We start from the raw sequence: 23,975 nt of genomic DNA on the forward strand, positions 1-23,975 counted from the left end.
AATTATTAAGTAGCTAACTGACGGCATGAAGAAAAACCGCGCTTTTTTAAAATGGGCTGGTGGGAAATATCCGCTGGTTGATGACATACGACGCCATCTTCCAGCGGGAGACTGCTTGATAGAGCCATTCGTCGGTGCGGGTTCGGTGTTTCTTAACACCGAGTATGAGTCTTACATACTGGCCGATATCAACAGCGATCTTATCAACCTCTACAATATCGTGAAGGACCGCACCGATGACTTCGTGCGGGATGCTCGCGTTTTATTCACCGGCGATTTCAATAATTCCGAGCAGTTTTACCTACTGCGTCAAGAGTTTAACGCCAGCACCAATGCCTATCGCCGTGCATTATTGTTTCTCTATTTGAATCGCCATTGTTATAACGGCCTGTGTCGTTATAATTTGAGCGGTGAATTCAATGTGCCTTTTGGTCGTTACAAAAAACCTTACTTCCCGGAAGCCGAGTTATATTGGTTTGCTGAAAAATCGCAAAATGCTGTTTTTGTTTGTGAGCACTATCAGGAAACCTTATTAAAAGCTGTGCATGGGGCGGTAGTTTATTGCGATCCTCCGTATGCGCCATTATCCGCAACGGCTAATTTTACGGCATATCACACCAATAATTTTGGTCTTGCGGATCAACAGAATCTGGCTCGTCTTGCTTACCAGCTATCAGCAGAAAACAAGATCCCGGTTCTGATTTCTAATCACGACACAGAATTGACGCGCGATTGGTATCATCAGGCGTCACTGCATGTGGTAAAAGCGCGCCGCACTATCAGCCGTAATATCCTTGGCCGTAGTAAAGTGAATGAGCTTTTGGCGCTGTATAGCTGAGCGGAAACAGCCGCTTGGTAAAGATTCAAACCCAGCGATTTATGAAATAGGAAGCCTAACGTTGATGTTTATCAATCAGAGGGTTAGCGTTAAGGCTGATATTTCATAAAGCAAAGAGACAAGTTTGGAGAAGCGGATGAAAAAGTTTTTAATTGCCCCGTCGATTCTGTCAGCTGATTTTGCCCGTCTGGGTGAAGACACCGCGAAGGTACTGGCCGCCGGCGCTGATGTAGTACATTTTGATGTGATGGACAATCATTACGTTCCTAACCTGACCATCGGGCCGATGGTGTGCAAGGCTCTGCGTGATTATGGTATTACCGCGCCGATTGATGTGCACTTGATGGTGAAGCCGGTTGACCGCATTGTCCCGGATTTCGCTAAAGCAGGTGCCACCTATATTTCATTCCATCCTGAAGCTTCTGAACATGTTGACCGTACTTTGCAGCTCATCAAAGAGAGTGGCTGCAAGGCGGGCTTGGTGTTCAATCCGGCTACTCCGTTGAGCTATCTTGACTACGTGATGGATAAGCTGGATGTCATTTTGTTGATGTCAGTAAATCCCGGTTTTGGCGGGCAGTCGTTCATTCCCGAAACACTGAACAAATTGCGCCAAGTGCGCAAACTCATCGATGACAGCGGTTATGACATTCGTTTGGAAGTCGATGGCGGGGTGAAAGTAGACAATATTCGCCAGATAGCTGCGGCGGGTGCGGATATGTTTGTCGCGGGCTCGGCTATTTTCAATCAGCCAGATTATGCCGCGGTCATTGATGCGATGCGCAGTGAATTGGCGATGTCTACCAATGACTAAATTTGATGCTATCCGCGGTGTGGCTTTCGATCTGGATGGCACATTAGTTGATAGTGCTCCGGGGCTGGCCAGCGCGATTGATATGGCGTTGCAGCACCAAGGTTTACCGGCTGCCGGTACCGACTTGGTGTCGACCTGGATTGGCAATGGTGCCGATGTTTTAGTTGAGCGCGCTTTGCGTTGGGCGGGCCGTGAGCCTGATACACAGGCGGTTGCCCATACACGCGAGCTGTTTGACCATTATTATGCCAAGACGGTCGAGCAGGGGAGCCAGCTATTCCCACAAGTGAAAGCGACCTTGGCGCAATTGGCTGCTCAAGGGCTGCCTATGGGGCTGATTACCAATAAGCCCTCGCCATTTGTGGCTCCATTGCTGGTGTCTCTGGGGATTGCCGATTATTTCTCCGTCATCATTGGCGGCGATGATGTGGTTGTGAAGAAACCTCATCCGGCACCACTGTATTTGTTGCTGGCTAAACTCGGCTTGCATGCCCGTGAAATGCTGTTTGTTGGTGATTCGCGTAATGACATTATGGCCGCGCAGGCGGCGGGTTGCCCAAGTATTGGGTTAACCTATGGATATAACTACGGCGAAGCTATTGCCACCAGTCATCCAGACTGTGTGCTGGAGCACTTTGCCGATTTGTTGCCCGCCATCGGGCTGCCATCTTTAAAAGATCAGGAAGTATAAAATGAGTAAACCCACTGAATCAGCTATATCCGATAAATCAATAAAGCCTATCGTATTTAGCGGCGCGCAGCCGTCCGGCGAATTAACCATTGGCAATTACATGGGTGCACTGCGTCAGTGGGTACAGATGCAAGATGATTATGATTGCATCTATTGCATCGTTGACCTGCATGCCATCACTGCTCGTCAGGATCCTACTCTGCTGAGAAAGAGAACGCTGGACACTCTAGCGCTCTATCTGGCGTGCGGTATTGATCCGAAGAAAAGTACCATTTTTGTGCAATCTCATGTGCCAGAGCACACCCAACTGAGCTGGGCGCTGAACTGCTATACCTATTTTGGCGAACTGAGCCGCATGACCCAGTTTAAAGATAAGTCAGCGCGCTATGCCGAAAACATCAACGCCGGTCTATTCGATTATCCGGTATTGATGGCGGCAGATATCTTGCTGTATCAGACCAATCAGGTGCCAGTGGGCGAAGACCAGAAACAGCATCTGGAACTGAGCCGTGATATCGCGGGCCGCTTTAATAATCTGTATGGCGATATCTTTAAAATCCCTGAGCCGTTTATTCCTAAAGCGGGTGCGCGGGTGATGTCGTTGCAGGATCCCACCAAAAAGATGTCAAAATCTGATGACAACCGTAATAACGTCATCGAATTGCTGGAAGATCCTAAATCAGTCGTGAAAAAGATTAAGCGCGCAATGACCGACTCTGACGAGCCTGCGGTTATTCGTTATGACACCGAGAAGAAAGCCGGCGTTTCTAACTTGTTGGATATCCTGTCTGGCGTGACAGGTCAGTCTATCCCTGAGCTGGAAGCACAGTTTGAAGGCCAAATGTATGGTCATTTGAAAGGTGCGGTTGCTGATGCCGTTTCTGGCATGCTGAGCGAGTTACAGGCGCGTTACAATACTTATCGTGAAGATGAGGCTTTCTTGCAGGAAGTGATGCGTGAAGGGGCGGCGAAGGCGCGTGCCCGAGCTCAAGATACTTTGGCGAAAGTGTACGAAGCTATTGGTTTTGTTGCTCATCCATAAGTAGATTTCGGTTGTAATAGAATAAATTATTTGAAGGGGGAGCTCTCCCCCTTCTTCGTTAACTCAGCTTACCCCACACTTTCAACCGCTTCTTTTAACTCTGTTTTGCCATGTTCAGCACTGGAAAACCAATTCAGTTTTTCACGTAAACTGACTACGCTGCCGACAATAATCAGGCTTGGGCTGCTCACCTGCTGGGAAAGTAAGGCCAGTTGGCTCAGTTCGCCGCTGACCACCCGCTGATGCCGCGAAGTGCCATTCTCAACCAGAGCAACCGGGGTGGTGGCTAGCATGCCGTGCTGAATCAATTGCTGTTGAATCTCGCCAGCTTGCGATAGCCCCATATAGAACACCAATGTCTGTTTTTCGGCGGCTAAATTAGCCCAATCCAACTGACTGTCTTTTTTGGCATGACCGGTAATCAGCCGTACACTTTGTGCGTGATCTCGGTGCGTGAGGGGAATACCGCTGTAGGCTGAGCAACCAGAAGCCGCGGTAATGCCCGGCACTACGGAAAATGGAATATTGTCGTCTGCCAGTGTCTCCAGCTCTTCGCCGCCACGGCCAAAAATAAATGGATCGCCGCCTTTTAAACGCACCACACGTTTCCCTTGCCGCGCTTGCTGCAACAGGATTTGATTGATTTGCTCCTGAGGTACAGTGTGGCGGCCTGAGGCTTTACCGACAAAAATACGCTCGGCATCACGGCGCACCAGATTCATCACTTCATCGGAGACCAGCCGGTCATACACCACCACATCGGCTTGCTGAATCTGCTGCAAACCTTTCAAGGTCAGCAACCCGGCATCACCCGGCCCGGCCCCGACTAACACCACTTCTCCGCGCGAGCTTAGCGGGGCATTGAACAATTGCTCGATGTGTTTCTCGACTTGTACTTGGTCCGCATTCGCCAGGGATTGCGCGAGACGGTCATGAGTCAGCAGTTTTTCCCAAAAACGACGGCGGTCAACCATGGCGGCAAAATGCTGTTTCACTCGCTGACGTAAATTGCCCGCCAGTTGCGCCAGTTGCCCCAAATGTTGTGGCAGTATGGCTTCAAGTTTTTCACGCAGCAGCCGGGCCAATACCGGTGCTTTGCCGCCGGATGAGATAGCGACCATGATAGGAGAGCGGTCAATGATTGACGGCATGATAAAACTAGTGCGTTTGGGGTCATCAACCACATTGCAAAACACCCGCTGTTGGTTGGCGCTTTGATAGACTAATGCATTGACTGCCACTTGGTCAGTGGCCGCAATCACCAGCCACTTCTCTGCCAACAGTTCTGGGACAAACTCGCCGCAGACCAATGAAAGCCGCCCCTCATCTGCCCAATCGTGAAACTGTGGCGTAAATTCGCAAGCATTGACGGTGACGACTGCGCCGGCATCCAGCAGCAGGCGGGCTTTACGTTCGGCAACTTCACCACCACCGACCAGCAGGCAGGCTTTGTGTTGCAGTTGGCAGAAAATCGGGAAGTAGTCCATCGGCAATCCTTCAAGTTAAGGCCGCTGTGTGGCAAAACCAGCTCCTGCGGGCTGGCGATATCTCAGAACGTGTGGATAATTACTGCTTCACCGCTTGTGGCGCGCTGACTGCCGCAGGCTGTGGACGTTGGTCGCGTGGGGTGGCATACCAGTAGCCAAGGCCCATAAATACCGCGCCAGACAGGATATTACCCAGTGTCACCCACAACAGGTTGTGACCAATGCCGCTTAAAGTGTAAGCCTCACTATGGTGACCAAACCAAGACAGTGCGAACAGCGTCATATTGGCGACGGAGTGTTCGTAACCTGAGGCAATAAAGGCCAGCAAGCACCACCAGATAGCAATAAATTTCGCGGCACCTTCAACGCGGATTGCCATCCAGATCGCCAGACAAACCAGCCAGTTACATAATACACCTTTGAAGAATAAGGTCATAGCAGGCGCCGAGGTTTTTGCCAGCGCGGCGCTATGGACCAAACTGGTGTCAACCGACAGTAGACTGCCACCGGCGTAGTAATAGAGCAGGGCGACAAAAATAGAACCCAACAGATTTCCCAGCCAGGTTTGTGGTAAAACGGCCCACATCTGGCTGGATTTGATGGTGCCCGCTTTGACGCCAAAAGTCAGGAACATGGTGTGGCCGGTAAATAGCTCAGAACCGGCGATAATCACCAACGTCAGTGCCAGGCCAAAGGTCGCGCCCATCACTAATGGGCGATAAGCTGGGTCGATCAAATTACCCAGGGTGAAAATCAAAATAATACCGAGGCCAACATAGGCCCCGGCCATGGCGGAGCCAATCCAAAAGCCTAACGGACTTTCTTTGGCCAGTTTGACGATGCGGGCCGCATTGGCTGCACATTTATTGATGGTGTCTGTATACATACTCTATCCCAGTCCCCCTTGCTCTTGACGCCGCAGCGGTGTTCGCTGCTCTCACTAACCCGAATCACTGACTTATGTAAGCTCATCAGGATTAGCTCGTTGGCTGCCTTGCTGCAACGCCAATATCTTTGGGGATAATTGATGTTATTTTTTTTAAGGATCCAGATTGACCGAATCCTCCCATTATTTATCAAGCTTTAACTTGCACAATGCCGTCGCGGACTCGCACGTCATAATGGGCAACTGAGCGAGTTTCATCTTCCATACATAGGCCATCGTGCAGCCGGAAATGCTGTTTTTTCAATGGGCTGGCAACCCACAGGTCACCTTGATGCTCGGCAATCAATCCGCGCGATAACACACTGGCCTGCGCAAAGGGATCGATATTGCTGATGGCGAAGACTTGTTCGTCGGCATAAGGGCGGAAAACCGCGACTTGATGCTCGCCAATCAGGCCGCATACACCGCTACCGGGCAAAATGTCGTTTAATGGGCAAAGTGGAATCCACTGACTCATTGGTTGTCCTCCAGTTCCAGTACCCGGACAGGGATGCGTTCATCCGGGCGTGCTGGGCGATGTTGTTCACGTTCACGAACCACTTGTACATTCGGGTCGCGCAGCGGGCTGTTAATAAAGTGGGCGAAACGAACTTGCGCCGCCGGGTTCTCGACGGTGACTTTCCATTCGCAGGTGACTTTGTCGCGCAGGCGGGCAATATCGGTTTCTAACTGCTCGTTGATGCCCAGTTTGTCGTCGATAATCACGGCACGCAGGTAGTTAATGCCGCCTTCGAGGCTTTCCAACCAAACCGAGGTGCGTTGCAGCTTATCGGCGGTGCGGATGTAGAACATCATAAAGCGGTCGAGATAGCGCATCAGAGTCTCTTCATCCAGATCCGCTGCCAGTAAATCGGCATGACGTGGTTTCATACCGCCGTTGCCGCAGACATACAGGTTCCAGCCATTCTCGGTGGCAATGATTCCCACATCTTTACCCTGTGCTTCAGAACATTCACGGGTACAGCCGGAGACACCAAATTTCATTTTGTGCGGGGTACGAATGCCTTTGAAGCGGTGTTCCAGCGCAACACCAAAGCCAACGCTGTCACCCACACCAAAGCGGCACCAAGTGCTGCCGACGCAGGTTTTCGCCATACGCAGTGCCTTGGCATAGGCATGCCCGGTCTCAAATCCCGCTTCAATCAGTTGCGCCCAGATAGCCGGTAGGTCATCTTTTTGTGCGCCAAACATCCCCACTCGCTGCGAGCCGGTCAGCTTGGTATACAAGTTATATTGTTTGGCGATACGGCCAATGGCCAGCAGACCGTCAGGCGTGATTTCGCCACCCGGAGAGCGTGGGATAACCGAGTAGGTGCCGTCTTTTTGAATATTGCCGAGGAAGTTGTCGTTGGTGTCCTGCAATGGTGTATGTTGCGGCGCTAAAATATAGTCATTCCAGCATGATGCCAGCAGTGAACCTACCGTCGGTTTACACACTTCACAGCCGTAGCCTTTACCATATTTCGCCAACAAAGCATCGAAGGTTTTAATCCCTTCGACGCGAATCAGGTGATACAGTTCTTGGCGAGAATAAGCAAAGTGTTCACATAAATGGTGATTAACTTCAATGCCTTGCTTACTTAGTTCGGCATTCAGGACTTGGGTCACTAATGGGATACAGCCACCGCAGCCAGTGCCGGCTTTAGTGGCCGATTTCAGCGCCGCCACGGTATGACAGCCTTGGCCGACAGCTTGAATAATGTCGCCTTTAGTGACGTCAAAACAGGAGCAAATTTGGGCGCTATCCGGTAGGGAGTCGACCCCCATCGCCGGTTTGCTGCCCGCATGAGCAGGTAAAATCAGACTGTCCGGATTTTCTGGCAGCTCGATATTGTTCAGTGCCAGCTGTAGCAGATTGCCGTAATCGCTGGTATCACCCACCAGCACGGCTCCCAGCAAGGTTTTGTTGTCGGCACTGACCACCAGACGTTTGTAAATCTCTTTACTTTCATCCAGATAGACATAACTTCGAGCACCTTCAGTGCGACCATGCGCATCACCAATCCCGCCGACATCAACGCCCAGCAGTTTCAGTTTGGCGCTCATATCCGCCCCTCGGAAAGCATTCTCGCGCCCCAGCAAGTGGTCAGCCGCGACCTGCGCCATTTTGTATCCCGGAGCCACCAGCCCGAAAGTGCGCTCCTGCCATGAGGCGCATTCGCCAATGGCGTAGACATCTGGGTCAGAAGTCTGGCAATAATCATTAATAGCAATACCGCCACGGCGCGCTGTGGCTAGACCGCATTGGTGGGCCAGCTTGTCTTGTGGGCGAATCCCGGTGGAGAAGACGATAAAATCCACTTCCAGTTGTGTGCCGTCGGCAAACAACATGGTTTTACGGCTGTTTTGGCCAGAATGAACAATCTCTTGGGTGTTTTTGCCGGTGTGAACTTTCACACCCATGCGCTCAATCTTCTGGCGCAGTTGGTCGCCGCCCATCGGATCAAGCTGCTCTGCCATTAAGACCGGAGCAAATTCAATAACATGAGTTTCAACTCCCAGGCTTTTCAGCGCCCCAGCGGCTTCTAATCCCAATAACCCACCGCCAATCACTGCCCCGCGTTTACTACGACGGGTGCAAGCTTCGATAGCATTCAGGTCTTCAATGGTGCGATAAACAAAACAGTCTTGTCCTTCGCTCCCCTTAATGGGCGGGATCCACGGGTAAGAACCGGTCGCCATAATCAGTTTGTCGTAATACAGCGTCCGCCCACTGTTAGAGTGAATCACTTTCTCAGTGCGATTGATGGTAATGGCGCGTTCGCCTACCAGCACTTTGACACCGTGTTTTTCATAAAAGCCTTCGCGAACCAGCGACAGTTCTTCAGCAGTATGATGGGAGAAGTAAGAAGAAAGATGTACCCGGTCATAGGCGATGCGTGGCTCTTCGCAAAATACGGTTATCTCAAATTGGTCTTTATCTGCTTTATCCAGTAAGTCTTCAATAAAGCGGTGGCCGACCATACCGTTGCCGATGATGGCAAGTTTGACTTTGCTCATTTTTGCCTCAATTTTTAGTTTTCTACCCTCACCTTAATCTTCCGTACAGCGCACTTATTGATGTAAATCAATTAGCTTTCCATATACCTCTAAGGAGGTATATGGCTGATTTGTAACGTTTTTTATAAGTGGCGGATTTTATTCATCTTTAAGCTGAAAGGTTTCAGTTATGGAATGATGTTTTATTAAAAGAAAATCGGGCGAGTTGCTGTAGGTCGGGTAAGCTAAAGCCAATCACTCATCTATGGCGGGGCAATGTTTAATGAACCATTTATTAACCACTATCAATAATGCGCGTCTTGCCGGGCAAGCTGGGTTTTGGCAGCTAACCATTGCCGATGGCAAAATTACGGCGATTACGCCGCAGCCAGAGCAAGTTACTGCTGGCGCGGGCATATTGGATGCCCAGGGTGGGCTGGCATTACCGCCGTTTATTGAACCGCACATTCATCTGGATACCACTCAAACCGCGGGTCAGCCAAGCTGGAACCAGTCCGGTACCCTGTTTGAGGGTATTGAGCGCTGGGCCGAGCGCAAAGCTCTGCTGACCCGTGAAGATGTTAAACAGCGCGCATGGCAAACACTGAAATGGCAAATAGCCAATGGGATCCAGCATGTCCGTACTCATGTTGATGTTTCTGATCCCAGTTTGACGGCGCTGAGTGCCATGTTGGAAGTGAAAGAAGAGGTTAGCCCATGGGTCGATATGCAGATTGTCGCCTTCCCACAAGAGGGGATTCTTTCCTATCCTGATGGCGCAGCACTGTTGGAAGAAGCTCTACGGCTAGGGGCTGATGTGGTCGGTGCCATTCCTCACTTCGAATTTACCCGCGAATATGGCGTTGAATCACTGCATATTGCTTTTGCTCTGGCACAGAAATACCAGCGGCTGGTGGATGTGCATTGCGATGAAATTGATGATGAGCAGTCGCGTTTTGTTGAAACCGTGGCGGCATTAGCACACCGGGAAAATATGGGCGCGCGGGTAACTGCCAGCCACACTACGGCGATGCACTCTTATAATGGCGCTTATGCCTCTCGGCTATTTCGCTTGCTGAAAATGTCCGGCATTAATTTTGTTGCCAATCCGCTGGTCAATATTCATCTGCAAGGGCGCTTTGACACCTATCCAAAACGCCGTGGTATTACGCGGGTTAAAGAGATGCTGGCTGCGGATATTAATGTCTGTTTTGGTCATGACGATGTGTTTGACCCGTGGTATCCACTGGGCACTGCCAATATGCTGCAGGTATTGCATATGGGATTACATATTTGCCAACTGATGGGATATAGCCAAATCAATGACGGGCTGAATTTAATAACCACCCACAGTGCCAGAACACTGAATTTATCAGACTATGGTTTGCAGCCCGGCAACAGTGCGAACTTGGTTATTCTGCCCGCTGACAGTGGCTTTGATGCGGTACGGCGGCAGGTGCCAGTGCATTACTCTATTCGTCACGGAGTGGTGATCGCCAAGACGCAACCAGCAGAGAGCCGGATATATTTGGGGCAAGAGGAAGTTATTAACTTCAAATAGTAGTTAGCTTCAAATAGATATTAACTTTGGATAACCGTGTAGCATGCCCTGTAACCGCGAGGGTCACAGGGCAATAAAACCATTAAATCAGTGAGTCACATGGCCGTGGCTGCGGTGCTTGGTGAAGAAGCCCAAAATCAGGCACATCACAAATACCGCCAGATACAGACCGTTGGCGGTGGCAAGTGCCGCATGAACACCACTGTTAGCCACAATTGGGCCGGTAACCACGAAAGTCAGCATGGTCCCAACGGTGCCGCAGGTCAGAATGAAGTTCACCAGCTTGGGTGAAGACACTTTGGTTTGCAGTGAACCCAAGGTAATTAATGTGGTGTAAATGGCACTGGAGACAAAACCTAACGCCAGAATGTAGTAGCTCAGGTGCTCTGGGTTATTGGTGGAGACAAACATGTACATCGCCAGTGTCGCCATAGCAGCCAGCACCGTCACGATGCGTTGCAGGTCGAAGAAGCGCAGAATAAAGCTGAATACCCACATGCCAATCATGTAAGAGATCCAGAAATTACTGACCAATTGACCCGCTTGGTTGATATCCATATTGAAGGTTTTGGTGGCGTATTCCGGCACCCATTGGATGAAGCCGAGCTGCCCAAGGATATAGCACAGTGCGGCAATCGACAGGAACAGCACGCCAACACCCCATTTCTCTTTCACCACCGGCTTGCTCTGGTCGGTACCTTTATGGCCCAGTACCGGGAACTCAGAGCACAGTGTCAGCACGAAAATACCCACATACAGCAGGCCGATGCAGGCATAGACCCAGTACCATTCAATATGGCGAGCCAGCAACATGGCGGCAACCACTGGGAAAATCATCCCAGCCATACTGAAGAATGAGTCAGTGAACAGCAGGCGTGACCCGCGCTGCCGCCCTTCGTAGATATGGGTAACCAGGAAGGTGCCTATCGACATGGTGATCCCGCTGACCACCCCGAGGATGAACATGCTGATTGAGAAGACCATTAAATTATGGCCGACCATTAATCCGGCAATGGCAATTAACATCAGAATAAAGCCAAACACCAACTGACGTTTTAATGGAATGATTTCCATCAACCAGGCATTAAGGAAAATAGAGATCAAAATGCCCGCGTTAAGGAAAGTAAATGTGTTACTCATACTGGCAATAGGCAGATTGAAATACTCTGCGATATTTCCCATCACCATCCCGGTGACAATAACTAACGCACCTGTCAGGGCGTAAGAAAAGTAACTGATCCAAGTTAGTCGAATGCGGTTGCTGTTATTCATAGATGGGGCCTGTGTCAGCATAATGTTAAGACGATAATAGTAAGAACAAACATAAAAATGGTTCAAACCAGTTCAGTACTAAGGCCGCGGATCCTAGCACAGGCATAGTGAGTTTTTGTGACTTACATTCAACTTTTAATGTAATGAATGAAATGTGATGGTGAATAATAGTGAGGCGTCACAAATTACCACTTCATGCAAATGATAAAGATTCTTAATTCTATTAAATTAACGCCCGTGTTAAGGTTGCTTCCAGTATAAGTCTCACTGCGGGTGGATGAGCCAGAATCTATAAAAACTGTTAATAAAACAGCGAGTAACAAACCCTCTTATTTATTTTTTCATCGAGATACAGGGAACCTATCGTGATGAGAAGTACGATTATCGTGCAGATACCATTGGCGCACGGATGTCGTTAAGCCAAACTCTTTATCAAAGAAGGCACTATTCGGCTTGGCTGGGGATAGCGGCTATTCTCATGTTATTCATTGCTCCGGTGGTTTCCGTCTCACTGGCACTCTCCTATGACCAAAATCCTCCTTCAGTGATGTTAGCTGAAGCGACTATGGATGATGGCTTTATGGGGGATGGTTGTATGGGTGATGGTGCTATGGAGATGACGCACCACAGTGACGGCGAAACCGCACACCAAGGTACTCAAGCCAGCCATGCTACCCAGCACGGGGCCAGTCATGACGGCATGATGATGGATCATGCCGCTTGTGGATACTGCGTATTACTGACTCACCTGCCATTGCTCAATACCGCATTCAAAGCTGATATTCGCAGTGCGCAGCTGCTCGCCGAGCTATCCCCGCCATTATTTATTTCTTCACCGATTATTGAAGACACCTATTCAGAAAGCCAACCGCGCGCGCCCCCTGCTTTTTATTCCTGATACTCCGATAACAAATAAAAACCATTTTTCTGGTGTGGATAAATACCCGCCGGAGTGATTTGTATTGCCCAAGGAATAATTATGTCTGGCAAGAATAAAATCTATAAAAAAACATTATTAGCGTGCGCAGTAACTTCTGCACTTTCTGTATTTGTCCTTAATGCCTTTGCGGCGGAACATCAGCATTTAGTGACTAATAATCTGGCGACGAATAATTCGAGTAATAATAGCAATGACAAAAAACTGAATGATGCTGACGTGATTACCGTTACTGCCCCTCAGCATTCGCCACTGGTTATCGTCACATCGCCCAAAACCCCTCGTCAGCCAGTCCCTGCCAGTGATGGCGCGGACTATCTGAAGACTATCCCCGGTTTTTCACAAATCCGTAATGGTGGGACCAATGGTGATGTTGTTTTCCGTGGCATGTTTGGTTCGCGCATCAAAATTCTAACCGACGGTGCCGAGACATTAGGGGCATGCCCATCAAGGATGGATGCGCCGACATCCTATATTTCACCCGAAAGCTTTGATCTGCTCACCGTGGTGAAAGGGCCGCAATCTGTGCTGTGGGGGCCGGGAGCCTCTGCTGGTACTATCTTGTTTGAGCGGGAACAACCCCATTTTGACCAAGAAAATCTCAAGGGAAATGCCAGCTTGCTGGTGGGTTCCAATGGCCGGTGGGATAAAAACCTCGATGTCAGCTTGGGTAACGAGCAAGGTTATTTACGCATGCTGGGCAACCAATCCCAAGCCGGTAATTATAAAGATGGCAATGGTACGCGAGTGCCATCGAAGTGGGATAAATGGAATGCCGATGTGGCATTGGGCTGGACACCGGACGCCGATACCTTGCTTGAACTGACTGCGGGTAAGGGAGATGGCGAGGCCAGCTATGCCGGCCGTGGCATGGACGGTTCCCAGTTCTTGCGGGAAAGCTTGGGAGCGCGGTTTGAAAAATCCAATATTGGGGACGTGCTGGATAAAATTGAAGCTAAAGTTTACTACAATTATGTCAATCATATTATGGATAACAATACGTTACGCACCCCACCGATGATGGCGATGTTCAGCAATCTGGACCGGCGCACCATGGGGGGCCGGGTGATGGGGACTTGGTTGTGGCAAGACTTGAAGCTGGAAGCTGGCACTGACCTACAAACCAACACCCATCGTAAGAACAACAAAGGCAATTGGAATAAAGATGCTCGCTTTGATAACTATGGCGCATTTGGCGAACTGACCTGGGCTGCTAGCGAGCAAGATAAAATGATTACCGGCATGCGCCTTGATCACCACCAAGTCACCCATTATACCCACGCTAATGAACCTACGCGCTCGGCCACTCTACCTGCCGGCTTCATGCGCTATGAGCATCATCTGTCTGATGTACCGGTGATGTGGTATGTCGGTGTCGGCCATACTGAACGTTTTCCCGACTATTGGGAGCTGTTTTCTCCGACCTATGGGCCAGCGGGCTCCAGCAGTGCTTTTGACGGGGTAAAAAGTGAAAAAACCACTCAGCTTGATATCGGTGCTCAATATAACGGCGAGCAGTTAAACGGCTGGGTCTCGGCTTATCTGGGCCGGGTCAATGATTTTATCCTGTTTAAGTATGATCCAAATAACCTGCGTATCAGTCAGGCGGACAATATCAATGCGACCATTATGGGCGGTGAAATGGGCGCCGGATATGCTTTCAATGATCACTGGAAGGCGGATGTCAGTCTGGCTTATGCCTGGGGGGAAAATACCAGTGATAACCGCCCATTGCCGCAAATACCGCCACTCGAAGCACGGCTAGGACTGACGTTCGAAACCGGAGACTGGAGCAGCACTGCATTGTGGCGCTTGGTCAGTAGCCAACATCGGGTTGCGATTAATGAAGGGAATGTGGTTGGTAAAGATTTTGCCGATAGCGCAGGGTTTGGTGTGCTGTCAGCGAATGTGGCCTACAAGGTCACTCAGCAAGTGAAGGTCAGTGCGGGTATCGATAACTTTCTAAACAAAACCTATAGCGAGCACCTCAATCTGGCGGGTAACAGCGGATTTGGTTATTCCGTCAATACCCCCCTGAATGAGCCGGGTCGTACTCTTTGGGCCAAAATGAATGTCACGTTCTGATATAACAAATTGAATTGAAAGATAACTTTTATGGCAGGCACTGCTTGCCACTTTCCCTAAACCGGCGTGACCTTAATTATCCGTTTTGGGCGGGGCCACTGAATCGCGCAGGATAATGGCGGGCGGGAAATTAGCCGTGGGGATCAGCGGATTAATCAGCAATTGCGTGGCATATTGCGCCATTTCAACAATAGGAAAATGCAGACTGGTTAATGCTGGGCTGACGAAAGGGGCGCGCTCGCCGCTGTCATAGCAAAGCAATGAAATATCCTGCGGCACCTGCAAGTGATTCTTATTGATAGCCAGCAAAGCCCCAATGGCCATTTCTTCGTTACAGCAATAGATGGCTGTCGGTAGCTGTGGTTGATTGAGGATCTCATCGGCGCGCTGATAGCCACTTTCCAGATCGTAAACTCCCTCCACGCAGGCGACGGGCTCTAAACCTGCCAGTTGCATCGCATCAATAAAACCCTGACGGCGCAGTTCACTGGAGTGGCGCTGTGCAGAACCACTGATACATGCAATGCGACGATGGCCAGCATCAATAAGTACCTGAGTTGCCATTTGGCTGGCGCGGCGATGATCGAAAGTGACACAGCGAGCTTCAAGGCCGGGAACCAGTCTATCCAATAATACGAATGACCTACCTGCCGCGGCAAGCTGATGCAGTCTTTCATCACTGAGAAAACGGACATGCAAAATTAAGCCGTCGCAGCGTAAGTTATACAGGCGCTGAATAGCTTGCCACTCCTTCTCGGCATTATCCCGTCCTTGAGTGACTAATAGCTGCTTACCTTGGGATTCAGCTTCGGTTTGCACGAAGTCCATCAGCGCACCAAAAAATCCTCCTCGATATGAGGTGGTGACCAATCCGAGTGTATTACTTTGGCTGGAGGCCAGTGCGCGCGCGGCCGGGTTTGGGCTGTATCCCAATACCGCCACCGCCTGTTCTACTTTTTCGCGAGTCAGAGCTTTGACATTGGTATCACCGTTGACCACGCGGGAAACCGTAGCGCGGGAAACTCCGGCTAATACCGCGACGTCTTCCAGTGTGACCATTTTTTACTCCCAACTTGAAAAGTAGGCGACCATGAAAATCCAAAGGTCGCCACAATAATTAATTTATCGCTACAGATCTGTGAACTGAGGCAAGTAAGGTTTATTTACCTGTAACACATCGTCCAGTAACGGCTGAGCAATGCTGGCGTTAGCAATCAGTGGATTAGTCACTAACGCTAACAAAGCACTACGACGGCAGCCATGTACCGCTGCTTCAATTGTCAGGCGCTCATAAGCTTTTACTTGCTGGGTTAGCCCGTGCATAGCAACCGGTAAAGGACCGAAAGTGAGTGGGTGGGCACCCTGTGCATCAACGATACAGTTAGTCTCTACTACTGAGCTATCAGATAAACCACGGATTGCACCGCGGTTGGTCGTATTCACAACTAGTTGCGTACCTAAATTATTATGAATTGCACGAATAAGTTCCAGTGCGACTTCAGAATAAAATGATCCGCCACGGAAGCTGAGTTGTTCAGGTTTGCTGTCCAGATGTGGGTCAGCGTACAGATCAAACAGCTCTTTTTCTACCTGCATCACTTGTTCTGCGCGGGTACCACGCTCAGCGGCAGCGGCCATCTCTTCCGCCAGCATATCTTGTGTTTGGTAAAAATAGCGATGGTATGGACAAGGGATAGCCCCCATTGCACGCAGGAATTCTGGCGGCCATGGTGCTTCCTTAATATTATTCATGGTCAGCGAAGCACCGTCGCACAGCATATCCAGTACATCTGCGGTGACATCTTTACCCTGTTGCAGGACTTCGTGCACCCATACCATATGGTTTAGCCCGGCAAAGCGCAGTTGGATATCTTCATAAGGTGCTTTCAGCAAATTAGCAATCATATGATGCATGCTGATTGGAACATTACACAGGCCGATAATTTTCGCTTTGCTATAGCGGGTTACCGCCTCAGTGACGATCCCGGCTGGGTTGGTGAAGTTAATTATCCAGGCATCCGGGGCCAGTTTTTCCACTCGAGCCGCAATATCCAGCATCACCGGAATCGTCCGTAATGCTTTGGCAAAACCCCCCACGCCAGTGGTTTCCTGACCCAGCAAATTATATTTCAGCCCGAGGCGCTCATCGGCGGCGCGCGCAGGAAGTTGACCGACACGGAATTGGGTCAAAACAAAACTGGCACCTTCAATGGCAGTATCGAGCGAGAAGTGAACACTGACTTTAACCTGTTCCAGGCCATGGCGATCCAGCATTCTTCGGGTCAGCGCCGCAATGATTTCCACTTTTTGACGGCCCAGTTCGACATCAGCCAAAGCCAGCTCAGTGACCGGCAATTGGTCAATACGTTGAATTAATCCATCAACTAGCTCTGGGGTATAGCTGCTACCGCCACCAACAATGGCAATTTTAAAGGTTTTCATATTTGGCATCCAAATGAGTAAAGTAGAAATGAGAGCGCTCTCATTTGGGGAAAGACTAACGATTAACCAAAAACAAAATGCGATGCTTCTCGCAAAAATGGCAGGTAGCAAATAAGAAAATAGGCAAGACGTGATCTTGGTAGCAGAATTTAACTGTTGTCTGGAATTAGCAGTATGGTTTAATTTGGCTAATTAATCGCCATGGTGCTGTTTATCTGCAGAAGCGGTAGGTTTTCAGTGAAAATGCGCATTCTGTTACGTAAATATCCGTAAATGGGTGGCATTGAGCGGGTCAGCTCTCTAGAATCAAAGCGCTTTTCCGTTGTTCGCATCCCACAGAAAGGAACCGTTAATGTTCAAACGTACTTTAGTGACCTTCGTCGCCCTTTGTTCCCTAAGCGCCGTGGCGCCCGCAGCTTTAGCCGCCGGTGAGCCTCATGTGTTGTTAACAACGTCGGCTGGGAATATTGAGTTAGAGCTCAATAGCCAGAAGGCACCGGTTTCAACACAAAATTTCGTTGATTACGTCAACAACGGCTATTACAACAACACTATTTTCCACCGTGTTATTCCCGGTTTTATGATTCAGGGCGGGGGGTTTACTGCCGATTTCAAACAGAAAACCGCTAAAACGCCAATTAAAAATGAAGCGGATAATGGCCTGCGTAACTTGCGTGGCACTATCTCAATGGCCCGCACTGCAGATAAAGACAGCGCCACCAGCCAGTTTTTCATTAACGTGGCAGACAATGCTTTCCTCGATCATGGTCAACGTGACTTTGGTTATGCCGTGTTTGGTAAAGTGGTTAAGGGGATGGATGTGGTAGAGAAAATCTCCCAGGTTCCAACCGAAAACGCCGGCCCGTATCAGAATGTGCCGGTTAAGCCGATCACGATTATATCGGCAAAACTATTACCTTAAATTACCTTTCGTCCTTGACGTTGCAGGGGTGTTAGCTACGCTCACTTATCCAAATAACTTACTTCAGTAAGCTCATCGGGATAAGTTCACTTGCTGCCTACCTGCAACGCCAATGGCTTTGGGTAAATATTCGATCCCCGCCAAAAATTAGCTCGTCTACCCAAATAGGTTGCTTATAATCAAATATCTGACTCAGCTTGGGGTAGAACCATGAGTGAAGTACTGCTTATCGCGAAGGCGCAGCCAGCAAAGGATTTAGTCATTTTATCGGCACTGGCAAACCGCCATGGTTTAATTACTGGGGCGACCGGTACCGGTAAAACCGTCACCCTACAAAAAATGGCTGAGCAATTTTCTCGCATTGGTGTGCCGGTATTTCTGGCCGATGTAAAAGGCGATTTATCGGGCATTGGCGCTGAGGGGGTTGAGTTAGAAAAGCTACTGGCGCGGCTAGCCGCGATGGGTATCACTGACTGGCAACCACAAGCATGCCCCATTGTGCCTTGGGATATTTTTGCTGAAAAAGGCCACCCTATCCGCGCCACCATTTCTGATCTTGGCCCACTGTTGTTGGGGCGCTTGCTTGATCTTAATGAGGTGCAAAGCGGTGTCTTGCAATTGGTCTTTAAGATTGCTGACGACAACGGCTTGCTACTGCTGGATATGAAAGACTTGCGTGCCATCGTGCAGTTCGTGGGCGACAACGCGAAACAGTTCCGCACGCAATACGGCAATATTACTCCAGCCTCAATTGGTGCAATTCAGCGCGGTTTACTGACTCTGGAAGAGCAGGGTGCTAATCAATTCTTTGGCGAGCCGATGCTGGATATTCACGATTTAATGCAGACCGACAGCAATGGGCAGGGGGTTATTAATCTGCTGGCGGCTGATCGGCTGATTAATCAGCCCAAGTTATACGCCATTTTCTTGCTGTGGTTACTGGCCGAGCTTTTCGAGCAATTGCCGGAAGTGGGGGATGTCGAGAAGCCCAAACTGGTCTTTTTCTTTGATGAGGCTCATTTGTTGTTCACCGACGCTCCGACGGCGCTGGTGGATAAAGTTGAGCAAGTGGTGCGGCTGATTCGCTCCAAAGGTGTCGGCATCTATTTTGTGACACAAAATCCATTGGATATTCCAGATAAGATCCTCGGCCAACTGGGCAATCGGGTGCAGCATGCGCTGCGTGCTTTTACTCCACGGGATCAAAAAGCAGTGAAAGCGGCGGCACAAACCATGCGAGCAAACCCGGCATTCAGTGCTGAGCAGGTGATTACCGAGCTGGGTGTCGGCGAGGCACTCATTTCTTTCCTTGATGAGAAAGGGCGGCCCAATATTGTTGAGCGCGCTATGGTTATTGCTCCGCAATCCAAAATGGGCGCACTGGATGCCGCCGCACGTAATCACGCCATCAATCATTCGCCGCTTTATGGCCGCTACGAAGAGATGGTTGACCGCGAATCGGCGTATGAGAAATTATCTGCTGGTGGGTTCTCGACCTTAGGCGACTCGGCGGCAGGAGAAGCTCCTGCCTCTTCGCAATCTGCACCTAAGGGCGGCGGATTGATGGATGGGTTGAATGATTTGCTGTTTGGCTCAACAGGCCCGCGTGGCGGGAAACGTGATGGTATTGTTCAGACCGCGGCTAAAAGTATGGCGCGTGATTTGGGCCGACAAATTTTGCGTGGTGTTCTGGGGTCAATTACGGGTGGGCGTAAGCGTTAACCTGATTTTTTGGATATGAAATGCTGTTATTGATCGATAATTACGACTCATTTACCTACAACCTGTACCAATATTTTTGTGAATTGGGTGCAGAGGTAGTCGTTAAACGTAATGATAAAGTGCAATTAACTGATATTGAAGAACTCTCGCCTTCACATTTGGTGATTTCTCCCGGCCCCTGTACCCCCAATGAGGCCGGGATCTCGTTAGCGGCCATTCATCATTTTGCCGGTAAGCTGCCGATATTGGGAGTCTGTCTGGGCCATCAGGCGCTGGGGCAGGCCTTTGGTGCGCGCATTGTGCGGGCACGGCAAGTGATGCACGGTAAAACCACGGCAATTTGCCATAATGGTCAAGGGGTTTTCCGTGGCTTGAATCAGCCGCTGACGGTGACCCGTTATCACTCTCTAGTTATTGCCCCCGATTCATTGCCTGACTGTTTTGAAGTAACGGCCTGGACGGAGCAAGACGGGGTTATGGATGAGATTATGGGCATTCGCCATCGTACATTGCCCTTGGAGGGGGTACAGTTCCATCCTGAAAGCATTCTCAGCGAGCAAGGTCACCAATTATTGGATAATTTCCTTAAAAATTAGTTGGTTGATTTAGAATGGCTAATTAAGTGATTTTTTTGTTTGCCTGATTGTGATTTTTTATGCATATTTTGTGATTATATTTTCACATGCCAATAATTGGCAGCTATGCCCAATAGATTTCGAGTTGCAGGCAGCCAACAACCCTGCCGCTTGAAAGATGAAGGGTTTATCAGGGTGGACAGCGTAATGGCAGATAAATTAGCAGTAGACCGCAGTACATTCGATCAGGTGATTTTGCCTGTTTATGCACCAGCGCAGTTTATCCCAGTAAAAGGGAAAGGCAGCCGTGTATGGGACCAGCAAGGTACCGAATACATTGATTTTTCAGGTGGAATTGCGGTAACTGCCCTCGGTCATTGTCATCCTAAACTGGTTGAAGCTTTACACCAGCAGGGGGAAACGCTCTGGCATACCAGCAATGTCTTCACCAATGAACCAGCATTGCGCTTAGCGAAAAAACTGATTGATGCCACCTTCGCTGATCGGGTTTTCTTTGCCAATTCCGGTGGTGAGGCAAACGAAGCGGCCTTCAAGCTGGCGCGGCACTATGCCATTGAGCGCCATAGCCCTTATAAAACCAAAATCATTGCGTTCCACAATGCCTTCCATGGGCGCACTTTCTTCACGGTTTCTGTCGGCGGTCAGCCAAAGTATTCTGATGGTTTTGGCCCAAAACCGGCGGATATTGTCCATGTGCCATTCAATGATCTGGCGGCGGTAAAAGCAGTTATGGATGACCACACTTGTGCCGTGGTACTTGAGCCAATTCAAGGTGAAGGGGGCATAACCTCGGCCACTCCAGAATTTCTGCAAGGCGTACGTGCGCTGTGCGATCAGCATAAAGCTCTGCTGGTGTTTGACGAAGTGCAAAGTGGTATGGGTCGTAGCGGTAAGCTGTTTACCTATATGTATTATGGTGTGACGCCAGATATTCTCACCACAGCCAAAGCACTGGGGGGCGGTTTCCCTATCAGCGCGATGCTCACCACAGAAGAGATTGCCTCAGTCATGGCTGTTGGTACCCACGGTACCACCTATGGTGGCAATCCGCTGGCCTGTGCGGTCGCAGAGGCTGCGCTAGATGTGATTAATACCCCTGAGGTACTTGATGGCATTGAACAGCGCCACGGCCTGTTTGTGCAAGCTCTACAAGACATCAATAGCCGCTATCATGTGTTCAGTGACATTCGTGGCATGGGGCTATTGATTGGTGCAGAATTAACGCCGCAATACCGTGGCCGCGCCCGCGAGTTCCTGACAGCAGCAGCAGCGAATGGTTTGATGATCCTTAATGCCGGGCCGGATGTGTTGCGCTTAGCGCCTTCGCTGGTGGTTGAGCTGGAGGATATCGAGCAGGGGATGGTGCGTTTGGCAACAGCCATCGCCAGTTTGGTTAATGCGCACTGAGTTACGGCGCAAGAAATCGTAATAAAGAGAGGCGCTTAGCCTCTCTTTTTGTTTTTAAACCTGATTAACTCTTTAGAATCTTATAACTTCCGGCTGCGCCAAATACCGTGGTGGGGCTGTTGCTGCCAGGCCAACGATGAAACCGTGTGCATCACACTGAGGTGCGACAAGATTCGACGTAAATTACGTTCCAGCTCAGAGAGTTGGGTATCAGCATCGACATCGGGCATTTGGACAAAATCGTTATTCCCCTCACTGTTATCCGACTCCAGCCGCTGCTGACATTGCTGAATGGCAATCTCACATAACTGCAAGTAATCCTGCGCCTGTTTAATGCTCATCTGGCTATGACCATGTTCAGCCGTGGTGGTTGCTTCTGTTAACGGATGTTCTCGCGTCAGGATCGTCATTTCATTGATATGTCCGACAACAAGTTCGCTATGAGTGGCCCAAAGCCGCATATCAGCCAAGTATTTGGAGTTAAATCCCGGTTCTTGCATGGCCTGGTTCAGTGAACTTAGCACCGCATTACTGGCTTTATTGACCTGAAGCCGTTCATAGGCCAGTTGCCCAATATTCGGGTCAGGGGTCAGCAACAATTGTAGGATTTTCTGGTATTTCTCCAATGCCTGATGGGCATTTTTACGCAGCAGGCCGCTTTGCCACTGAGGCCACAACCACAGGGCGCTGGCAAAGGCCAAAGCACAGCCTATCAAGGTGTCGAGCAAACGCGGAACTAAGAAGTCAGCCCCTTCGCCGGTCAATAACTGCAAGATATACACCGCAGTAATCGTTCTGCCGATTACGGATAAACCGTAGTTTTTGCGCTGTACCAGACTGGCGAGCAAAGTGATGAGCAACATAATGCTCAATGTCGTCCCTTCCGGCATCTGTAAGTGCAATAAACCCGCCGCCAATATCAGCCCAATTAAAGTCCCCATGGCACGGTGATGAATACGTATCTTGGTGGCGTTATACCCGTTTTGCGTGACCAGCATCACGGTGAGTAAGATCCAGTAAGGTTTAGGTAAGTGGATCAGAGTACCGATGTAGCTCCCTGCGGCCAACGTCACCCCCATGCGGGCGGCATCGCGCAATGGACTGGATTTAAACGATAAATAGCTGACGAATGCTGGCCAGAGAGGTTGGGATAACTGACTGGCCATCAAGTCGCGGTCATATTGCGGACGGCGGTCACTCAGGATCTGGGTAACATGGCTGATGTGGTAATAGCAGAATTGCGCAACCGAATTGTCTGGATGCTGTTGGGCAATTTCTTCGAGTTCGACGAGTGCATCGCCAGCACTGAAATGTTCTTTCGCGCGGTGGTGGTAGAGAATATCGTCGGCAATGGTGCGCATCTGGGCCGAGATATTATCCATATTGCGGTGAAGCACCGTAATTATCGGGCTCTGGTCAATCAGCTCTTGCACTTTTTCTGGCTGATTGAGTGCCGCAGTAATGTGCTCCTGCAAATCGAGTGCCATCTGGAACAAGCCCACTAGCCGCTTTTGCTCAGTTTTAGTGGCATTCGATAACAAGTTAAATTGTTGATAAAGCTGATTAATTTTATCCATTATAGCTTGTTGCCTGTCGAGCAATGGCGGCATGGCTTTTTCTGGCTCAAGATGCTGGTCAAACAAACTGTATTTAGCATCGCAATAATCAGCCAGTAAACGATAAAGCTGGCTCAGAGGCTCGCGGATGGGTTGGTCTTTACAGAGCCGGAACCAGATCCAGGTAAAACCACCGTACCAGAGGGTCCCCACCGCACACATCAATGGTGCCTGCCAAATAGGTGCGCGCCCTACCATGCTGAGGCTGAATATGGCGGCGATCAGTGCGGCAGGTAACATGCGGCCATTGAGCGGGCTAATAGCACCAGAGACTCCGAGAGTGAGCGCCAACCCCAACATCACCCAAGGTAACGGAATATCCCACATCAGCAACTGCTGGGTTAGGAAGCTACTCAGGGTAAAAATGGTGCCGCCAATAATCAGGCGTCGGAAAAAATGTTGGTGTGGAGTATCTAGCGCGGCAATATTGCAGCATGCGGGTATCAGGGAGAACATTAATCCCAGCCGCAAATCGCCAATGGCAAAGCCCAATGCTGCGGGCAGGCAGAGAACCAATGTTTGGCGGAGTGCATAGTTAACTTCAGGATGATAAATAAGCCGTTGCCACTTCATGTAGGCCCCAGAAATTTATTAATCACACAAGCGAAGAAAACCAGT

The 23,975-nt window shown here is 49.8% G+C and carries 19 protein-coding genes; 11 read left to right on the plus strand and 8 right to left on the minus strand.

Features of this window, described 5'->3' with window-relative positions; genetic code table 11:
- Positions 1 to 25 precede the first annotated feature (25 nt).
- The 4 genes from dam (at position 26) to trpS (ending at position 3,385) form a co-directional block, all read left to right on the plus strand.
- Entirely contained in the window at positions 26 to 838 is an 813-nt protein-coding gene (gene dam, locus N0H69_RS01000; protein ID WP_050109979.1) for an adenine-specific DNA-methyltransferase, read from the plus strand.
- Positions 839 to 974: 136 nt separating this feature from the next.
- Entirely contained in the window at positions 975 to 1,652 is a 678-nt protein-coding gene (gene rpe, locus N0H69_RS01005) for a ribulose-phosphate 3-epimerase (protein WP_050147173.1), read from the plus strand.
- Positions 1,645 to 2,343 carry a phosphoglycolate phosphatase gene (locus N0H69_RS01010; protein WP_050109981.1) on the plus strand — a complete coding sequence of 233 codons (699 nt, stop codon included), beginning with the start codon at positions 1,645 to 1,647 and terminating at the stop codon, positions 2,341 to 2,343. The genes rpe and N0H69_RS01010 overlap by 8 nt, the downstream gene beginning before the upstream one ends.
- A 1-nt stretch (position 2,344) precedes the next feature.
- The gene (trpS, locus tag N0H69_RS01015) at positions 2,345 to 3,385 is read left to right on the plus strand and encodes a tryptophan--tRNA ligase (protein ID WP_050109982.1); all 1,041 of its coding nucleotides are present in this window, start codon (positions 2,345 to 2,347) and stop codon (positions 3,383 to 3,385) included.
- A 68-nt stretch (positions 3,386 to 3,453) separates the two neighbouring features.
- Here trpS and cysG read toward each other — a convergent pair whose 3' ends face one another.
- The 4 genes from cysG to nirB all read right to left on the minus strand — a co-directional run bounded on the left by cysG (position 3,454) and on the right by nirB (position 8,818).
- Complete coding sequence (cysG, locus tag N0H69_RS01020; RefSeq protein WP_050123738.1) at positions 3,454 to 4,872, minus strand: siroheme synthase CysG; 1,419 nt, start codon at positions 4,870 to 4,872, stop codon at positions 3,454 to 3,456.
- A gap of 79 nt (positions 4,873 to 4,951) precedes the next feature.
- Positions 4,952 to 5,758, minus strand: a complete 807-nt coding sequence (nirC, locus tag N0H69_RS01025; protein WP_050152345.1) for a nitrite transporter NirC — start codon at positions 5,756 to 5,758, stop codon at positions 4,952 to 4,954.
- Between the two features lie 190 nt (positions 5,759 to 5,948).
- Positions 5,949 to 6,275 carry a nitrite reductase small subunit NirD gene (nirD, locus tag N0H69_RS01030; protein ID WP_050123740.1) on the minus strand — a complete coding sequence of 109 codons (327 nt, stop codon included), beginning with the start codon at positions 6,273 to 6,275 and terminating at the stop codon, positions 5,949 to 5,951.
- The gene (gene nirB / locus N0H69_RS01035; RefSeq protein ID WP_050152344.1) at positions 6,272 to 8,818 is read right to left on the minus strand and encodes a nitrite reductase large subunit NirB; all 2,547 of its coding nucleotides are present in this window, start codon (positions 8,816 to 8,818) and stop codon (positions 6,272 to 6,274) included. The genes nirD and nirB overlap by 4 nt, the downstream gene beginning before the upstream one ends.
- A 244-nt stretch (positions 8,819 to 9,062) precedes the next feature.
- On the opposite strand from nirB, the gene N0H69_RS01040 reads away from it, so the two are divergent.
- On the plus strand, positions 9,063 to 10,358 hold the full coding sequence (locus tag N0H69_RS01040; RefSeq protein ID WP_050152343.1) for a cytosine deaminase: 1,296 nt from the start codon (positions 9,063 to 9,065) through the stop codon (positions 10,356 to 10,358).
- A gap of 87 nt (positions 10,359 to 10,445) precedes the next feature.
- Here N0H69_RS01040 and tsgA read toward each other — a convergent pair whose 3' ends face one another.
- A complete protein-coding gene (gene tsgA, locus N0H69_RS01045; RefSeq protein ID WP_050109988.1) occupies positions 10,446 to 11,630 on the minus strand; it encodes an MFS transporter TsgA in 1,185 nt (394 codons plus the stop codon).
- Positions 11,631 to 12,039: 409 nt separating this feature from the next.
- Between tsgA and N0H69_RS01050 the strand changes: the two genes are divergently transcribed.
- Together N0H69_RS01050 and N0H69_RS01055 are read left to right on the plus strand one after the other, a co-directional pair.
- On the plus strand, positions 12,040 to 12,528 hold the full coding sequence (locus tag N0H69_RS01050) for a DUF2946 domain-containing protein (RefSeq protein ID WP_050152342.1): 489 nt from the start codon (positions 12,040 to 12,042) through the stop codon (positions 12,526 to 12,528).
- 78 nt (positions 12,529 to 12,606) lie between these two features.
- A complete protein-coding gene (locus N0H69_RS01055; protein ID WP_080994267.1) occupies positions 12,607 to 14,652 on the plus strand; it encodes a TonB-dependent copper receptor in 2,046 nt (681 codons plus the stop codon).
- 72 nt (positions 14,653 to 14,724) lie between these two features.
- On the opposite strand, the gene N0H69_RS01060 is transcribed toward N0H69_RS01055, so the two are convergent.
- Both N0H69_RS01060 and N0H69_RS01065 read right to left on the minus strand, forming a co-directional pair.
- Positions 14,725 to 15,711 (minus strand): LacI family DNA-binding transcriptional regulator, encoded by a 987-nt coding sequence (locus tag N0H69_RS01060; protein WP_050123746.1) that lies wholly within the window; start codon positions 15,709 to 15,711, stop codon positions 14,725 to 14,727.
- Between the two features lie 69 nt (positions 15,712 to 15,780).
- Entirely contained in the window at positions 15,781 to 17,094 is a 1,314-nt protein-coding gene (locus N0H69_RS01065) for a 6-phospho-beta-glucosidase (RefSeq protein ID WP_050109992.1), read from the minus strand.
- Positions 17,095 to 17,446: 352 nt separating this feature from the next.
- On the opposite strand from N0H69_RS01065, the gene ppiA reads away from it, so the two are divergent.
- The 4 genes from ppiA (at position 17,447) to argD (ending at position 21,741) form a co-directional block, all read left to right on the plus strand.
- On the plus strand, positions 17,447 to 18,016 hold the full coding sequence (gene ppiA / locus N0H69_RS01070; protein ID WP_050109993.1) for a peptidylprolyl isomerase A: 570 nt from the start codon (positions 17,447 to 17,449) through the stop codon (positions 18,014 to 18,016).
- Between the two features lie 210 nt (positions 18,017 to 18,226).
- Positions 18,227 to 19,738 (plus strand): helicase HerA-like domain-containing protein, encoded by a 1,512-nt coding sequence (locus tag N0H69_RS01075; protein ID WP_050152340.1) that lies wholly within the window; start codon positions 18,227 to 18,229, stop codon positions 19,736 to 19,738.
- A 20-nt stretch (positions 19,739 to 19,758) separates the two neighbouring features.
- Entirely contained in the window at positions 19,759 to 20,334 is a 576-nt protein-coding gene (locus N0H69_RS01080; RefSeq protein ID WP_050109995.1) for an aminodeoxychorismate synthase component II, read from the plus strand.
- A 186-nt stretch (positions 20,335 to 20,520) separates the two neighbouring features.
- Positions 20,521 to 21,741 carry a bifunctional acetylornithine/succinyldiaminopimelate transaminase gene (gene argD, locus N0H69_RS01085; protein ID WP_050152339.1) on the plus strand — a complete coding sequence of 407 codons (1,221 nt, stop codon included), beginning with the start codon at positions 20,521 to 20,523 and terminating at the stop codon, positions 21,739 to 21,741.
- 80 nt (positions 21,742 to 21,821) lie between these two features.
- Here argD and N0H69_RS01090 read toward each other — a convergent pair whose 3' ends face one another.
- Positions 21,822 to 23,930, minus strand: coding sequence for a YccS/YhfK family putative transporter (locus tag N0H69_RS01090; RefSeq protein WP_050152338.1), 2,109 nt, complete (start codon positions 23,928 to 23,930; stop codon positions 21,822 to 21,824).
- Positions 23,931 to 23,975 lie beyond the last annotated feature (45 nt).

Origin of the sequence: Yersinia alsatica (genome assembly GCF_025133195.1) — a bacterium.
Classification (GTDB): domain Bacteria; phylum Pseudomonadota; class Gammaproteobacteria; order Enterobacterales; family Enterobacteriaceae; genus Yersinia; species Yersinia alsatica.

Excerpts from the sequence above, each read along its gene's own strand:
- N0H69_RS01075 (WP_050152340.1), top strand. The coding sequence starts at position 18,227 with ATGAGTGAAGTACTGCTTATCGCGAAGGCGCAGCCAGCAAAGGATTTA.
- tsgA (WP_050109988.1), bottom strand. The coding sequence starts at position 11,630 with ATGAATAACAGCAACCGCATTCGACTAACTTGGATCAGTTACTTTTCT.
- rpe (WP_050147173.1), top strand. The coding sequence starts at position 975 with ATGAAAAAGTTTTTAATTGCCCCGTCGATTCTGTCAGCTGATTTTGCC.
- N0H69_RS01010 (WP_050109981.1), top strand. The coding sequence starts at position 1,645 with ATGACTAAATTTGATGCTATCCGCGGTGTGGCTTTCGATCTGGATGGC.
- N0H69_RS01090 (WP_050152338.1), bottom strand. The coding sequence starts at position 23,930 with ATGAAGTGGCAACGGCTTATTTATCATCCTGAAGTTAACTATGCACTC.
- nirC (WP_050152345.1), bottom strand. The coding sequence starts at position 5,758 with ATGTATACAGACACCATCAATAAATGTGCAGCCAATGCGGCCCGCATC.
- N0H69_RS01080 (WP_050109995.1), top strand. The coding sequence starts at position 19,759 with ATGCTGTTATTGATCGATAATTACGACTCATTTACCTACAACCTGTAC.
- N0H69_RS01060 (WP_050123746.1), bottom strand. The coding sequence starts at position 15,711 with ATGGTCACACTGGAAGACGTCGCGGTATTAGCCGGAGTTTCCCGCGCT.
- argD (WP_050152339.1), top strand. The coding sequence starts at position 20,521 with ATGGCAGATAAATTAGCAGTAGACCGCAGTACATTCGATCAGGTGATT.
- N0H69_RS01065 (WP_050109992.1), bottom strand. The coding sequence starts at position 17,094 with ATGAAAACCTTTAAAATTGCCATTGTTGGTGGCGGTAGCAGCTATACC.
- nirD (WP_050123740.1), bottom strand. The coding sequence starts at position 6,275 with ATGAGTCAGTGGATTCCACTTTGCCCATTAAACGACATTTTGCCCGGT.
- trpS (WP_050109982.1), top strand. The coding sequence starts at position 2,345 with ATGAGTAAACCCACTGAATCAGCTATATCCGATAAATCAATAAAGCCT.
- ppiA (WP_050109993.1), top strand. The coding sequence starts at position 17,447 with ATGTTCAAACGTACTTTAGTGACCTTCGTCGCCCTTTGTTCCCTAAGC.
- N0H69_RS01050 (WP_050152342.1), top strand. The coding sequence starts at position 12,040 with ATGTCGTTAAGCCAAACTCTTTATCAAAGAAGGCACTATTCGGCTTGG.
- cysG (WP_050123738.1), bottom strand. The coding sequence starts at position 4,872 with ATGGACTACTTCCCGATTTTCTGCCAACTGCAACACAAAGCCTGCCTG.
- nirB (WP_050152344.1), bottom strand. The coding sequence starts at position 8,818 with ATGAGCAAAGTCAAACTTGCCATCATCGGCAACGGTATGGTCGGCCAC.
- N0H69_RS01040 (WP_050152343.1), top strand. The coding sequence starts at position 9,063 with ATGGCGGGGCAATGTTTAATGAACCATTTATTAACCACTATCAATAAT.
- dam (WP_050109979.1), top strand. The coding sequence starts at position 26 with ATGAAGAAAAACCGCGCTTTTTTAAAATGGGCTGGTGGGAAATATCCG.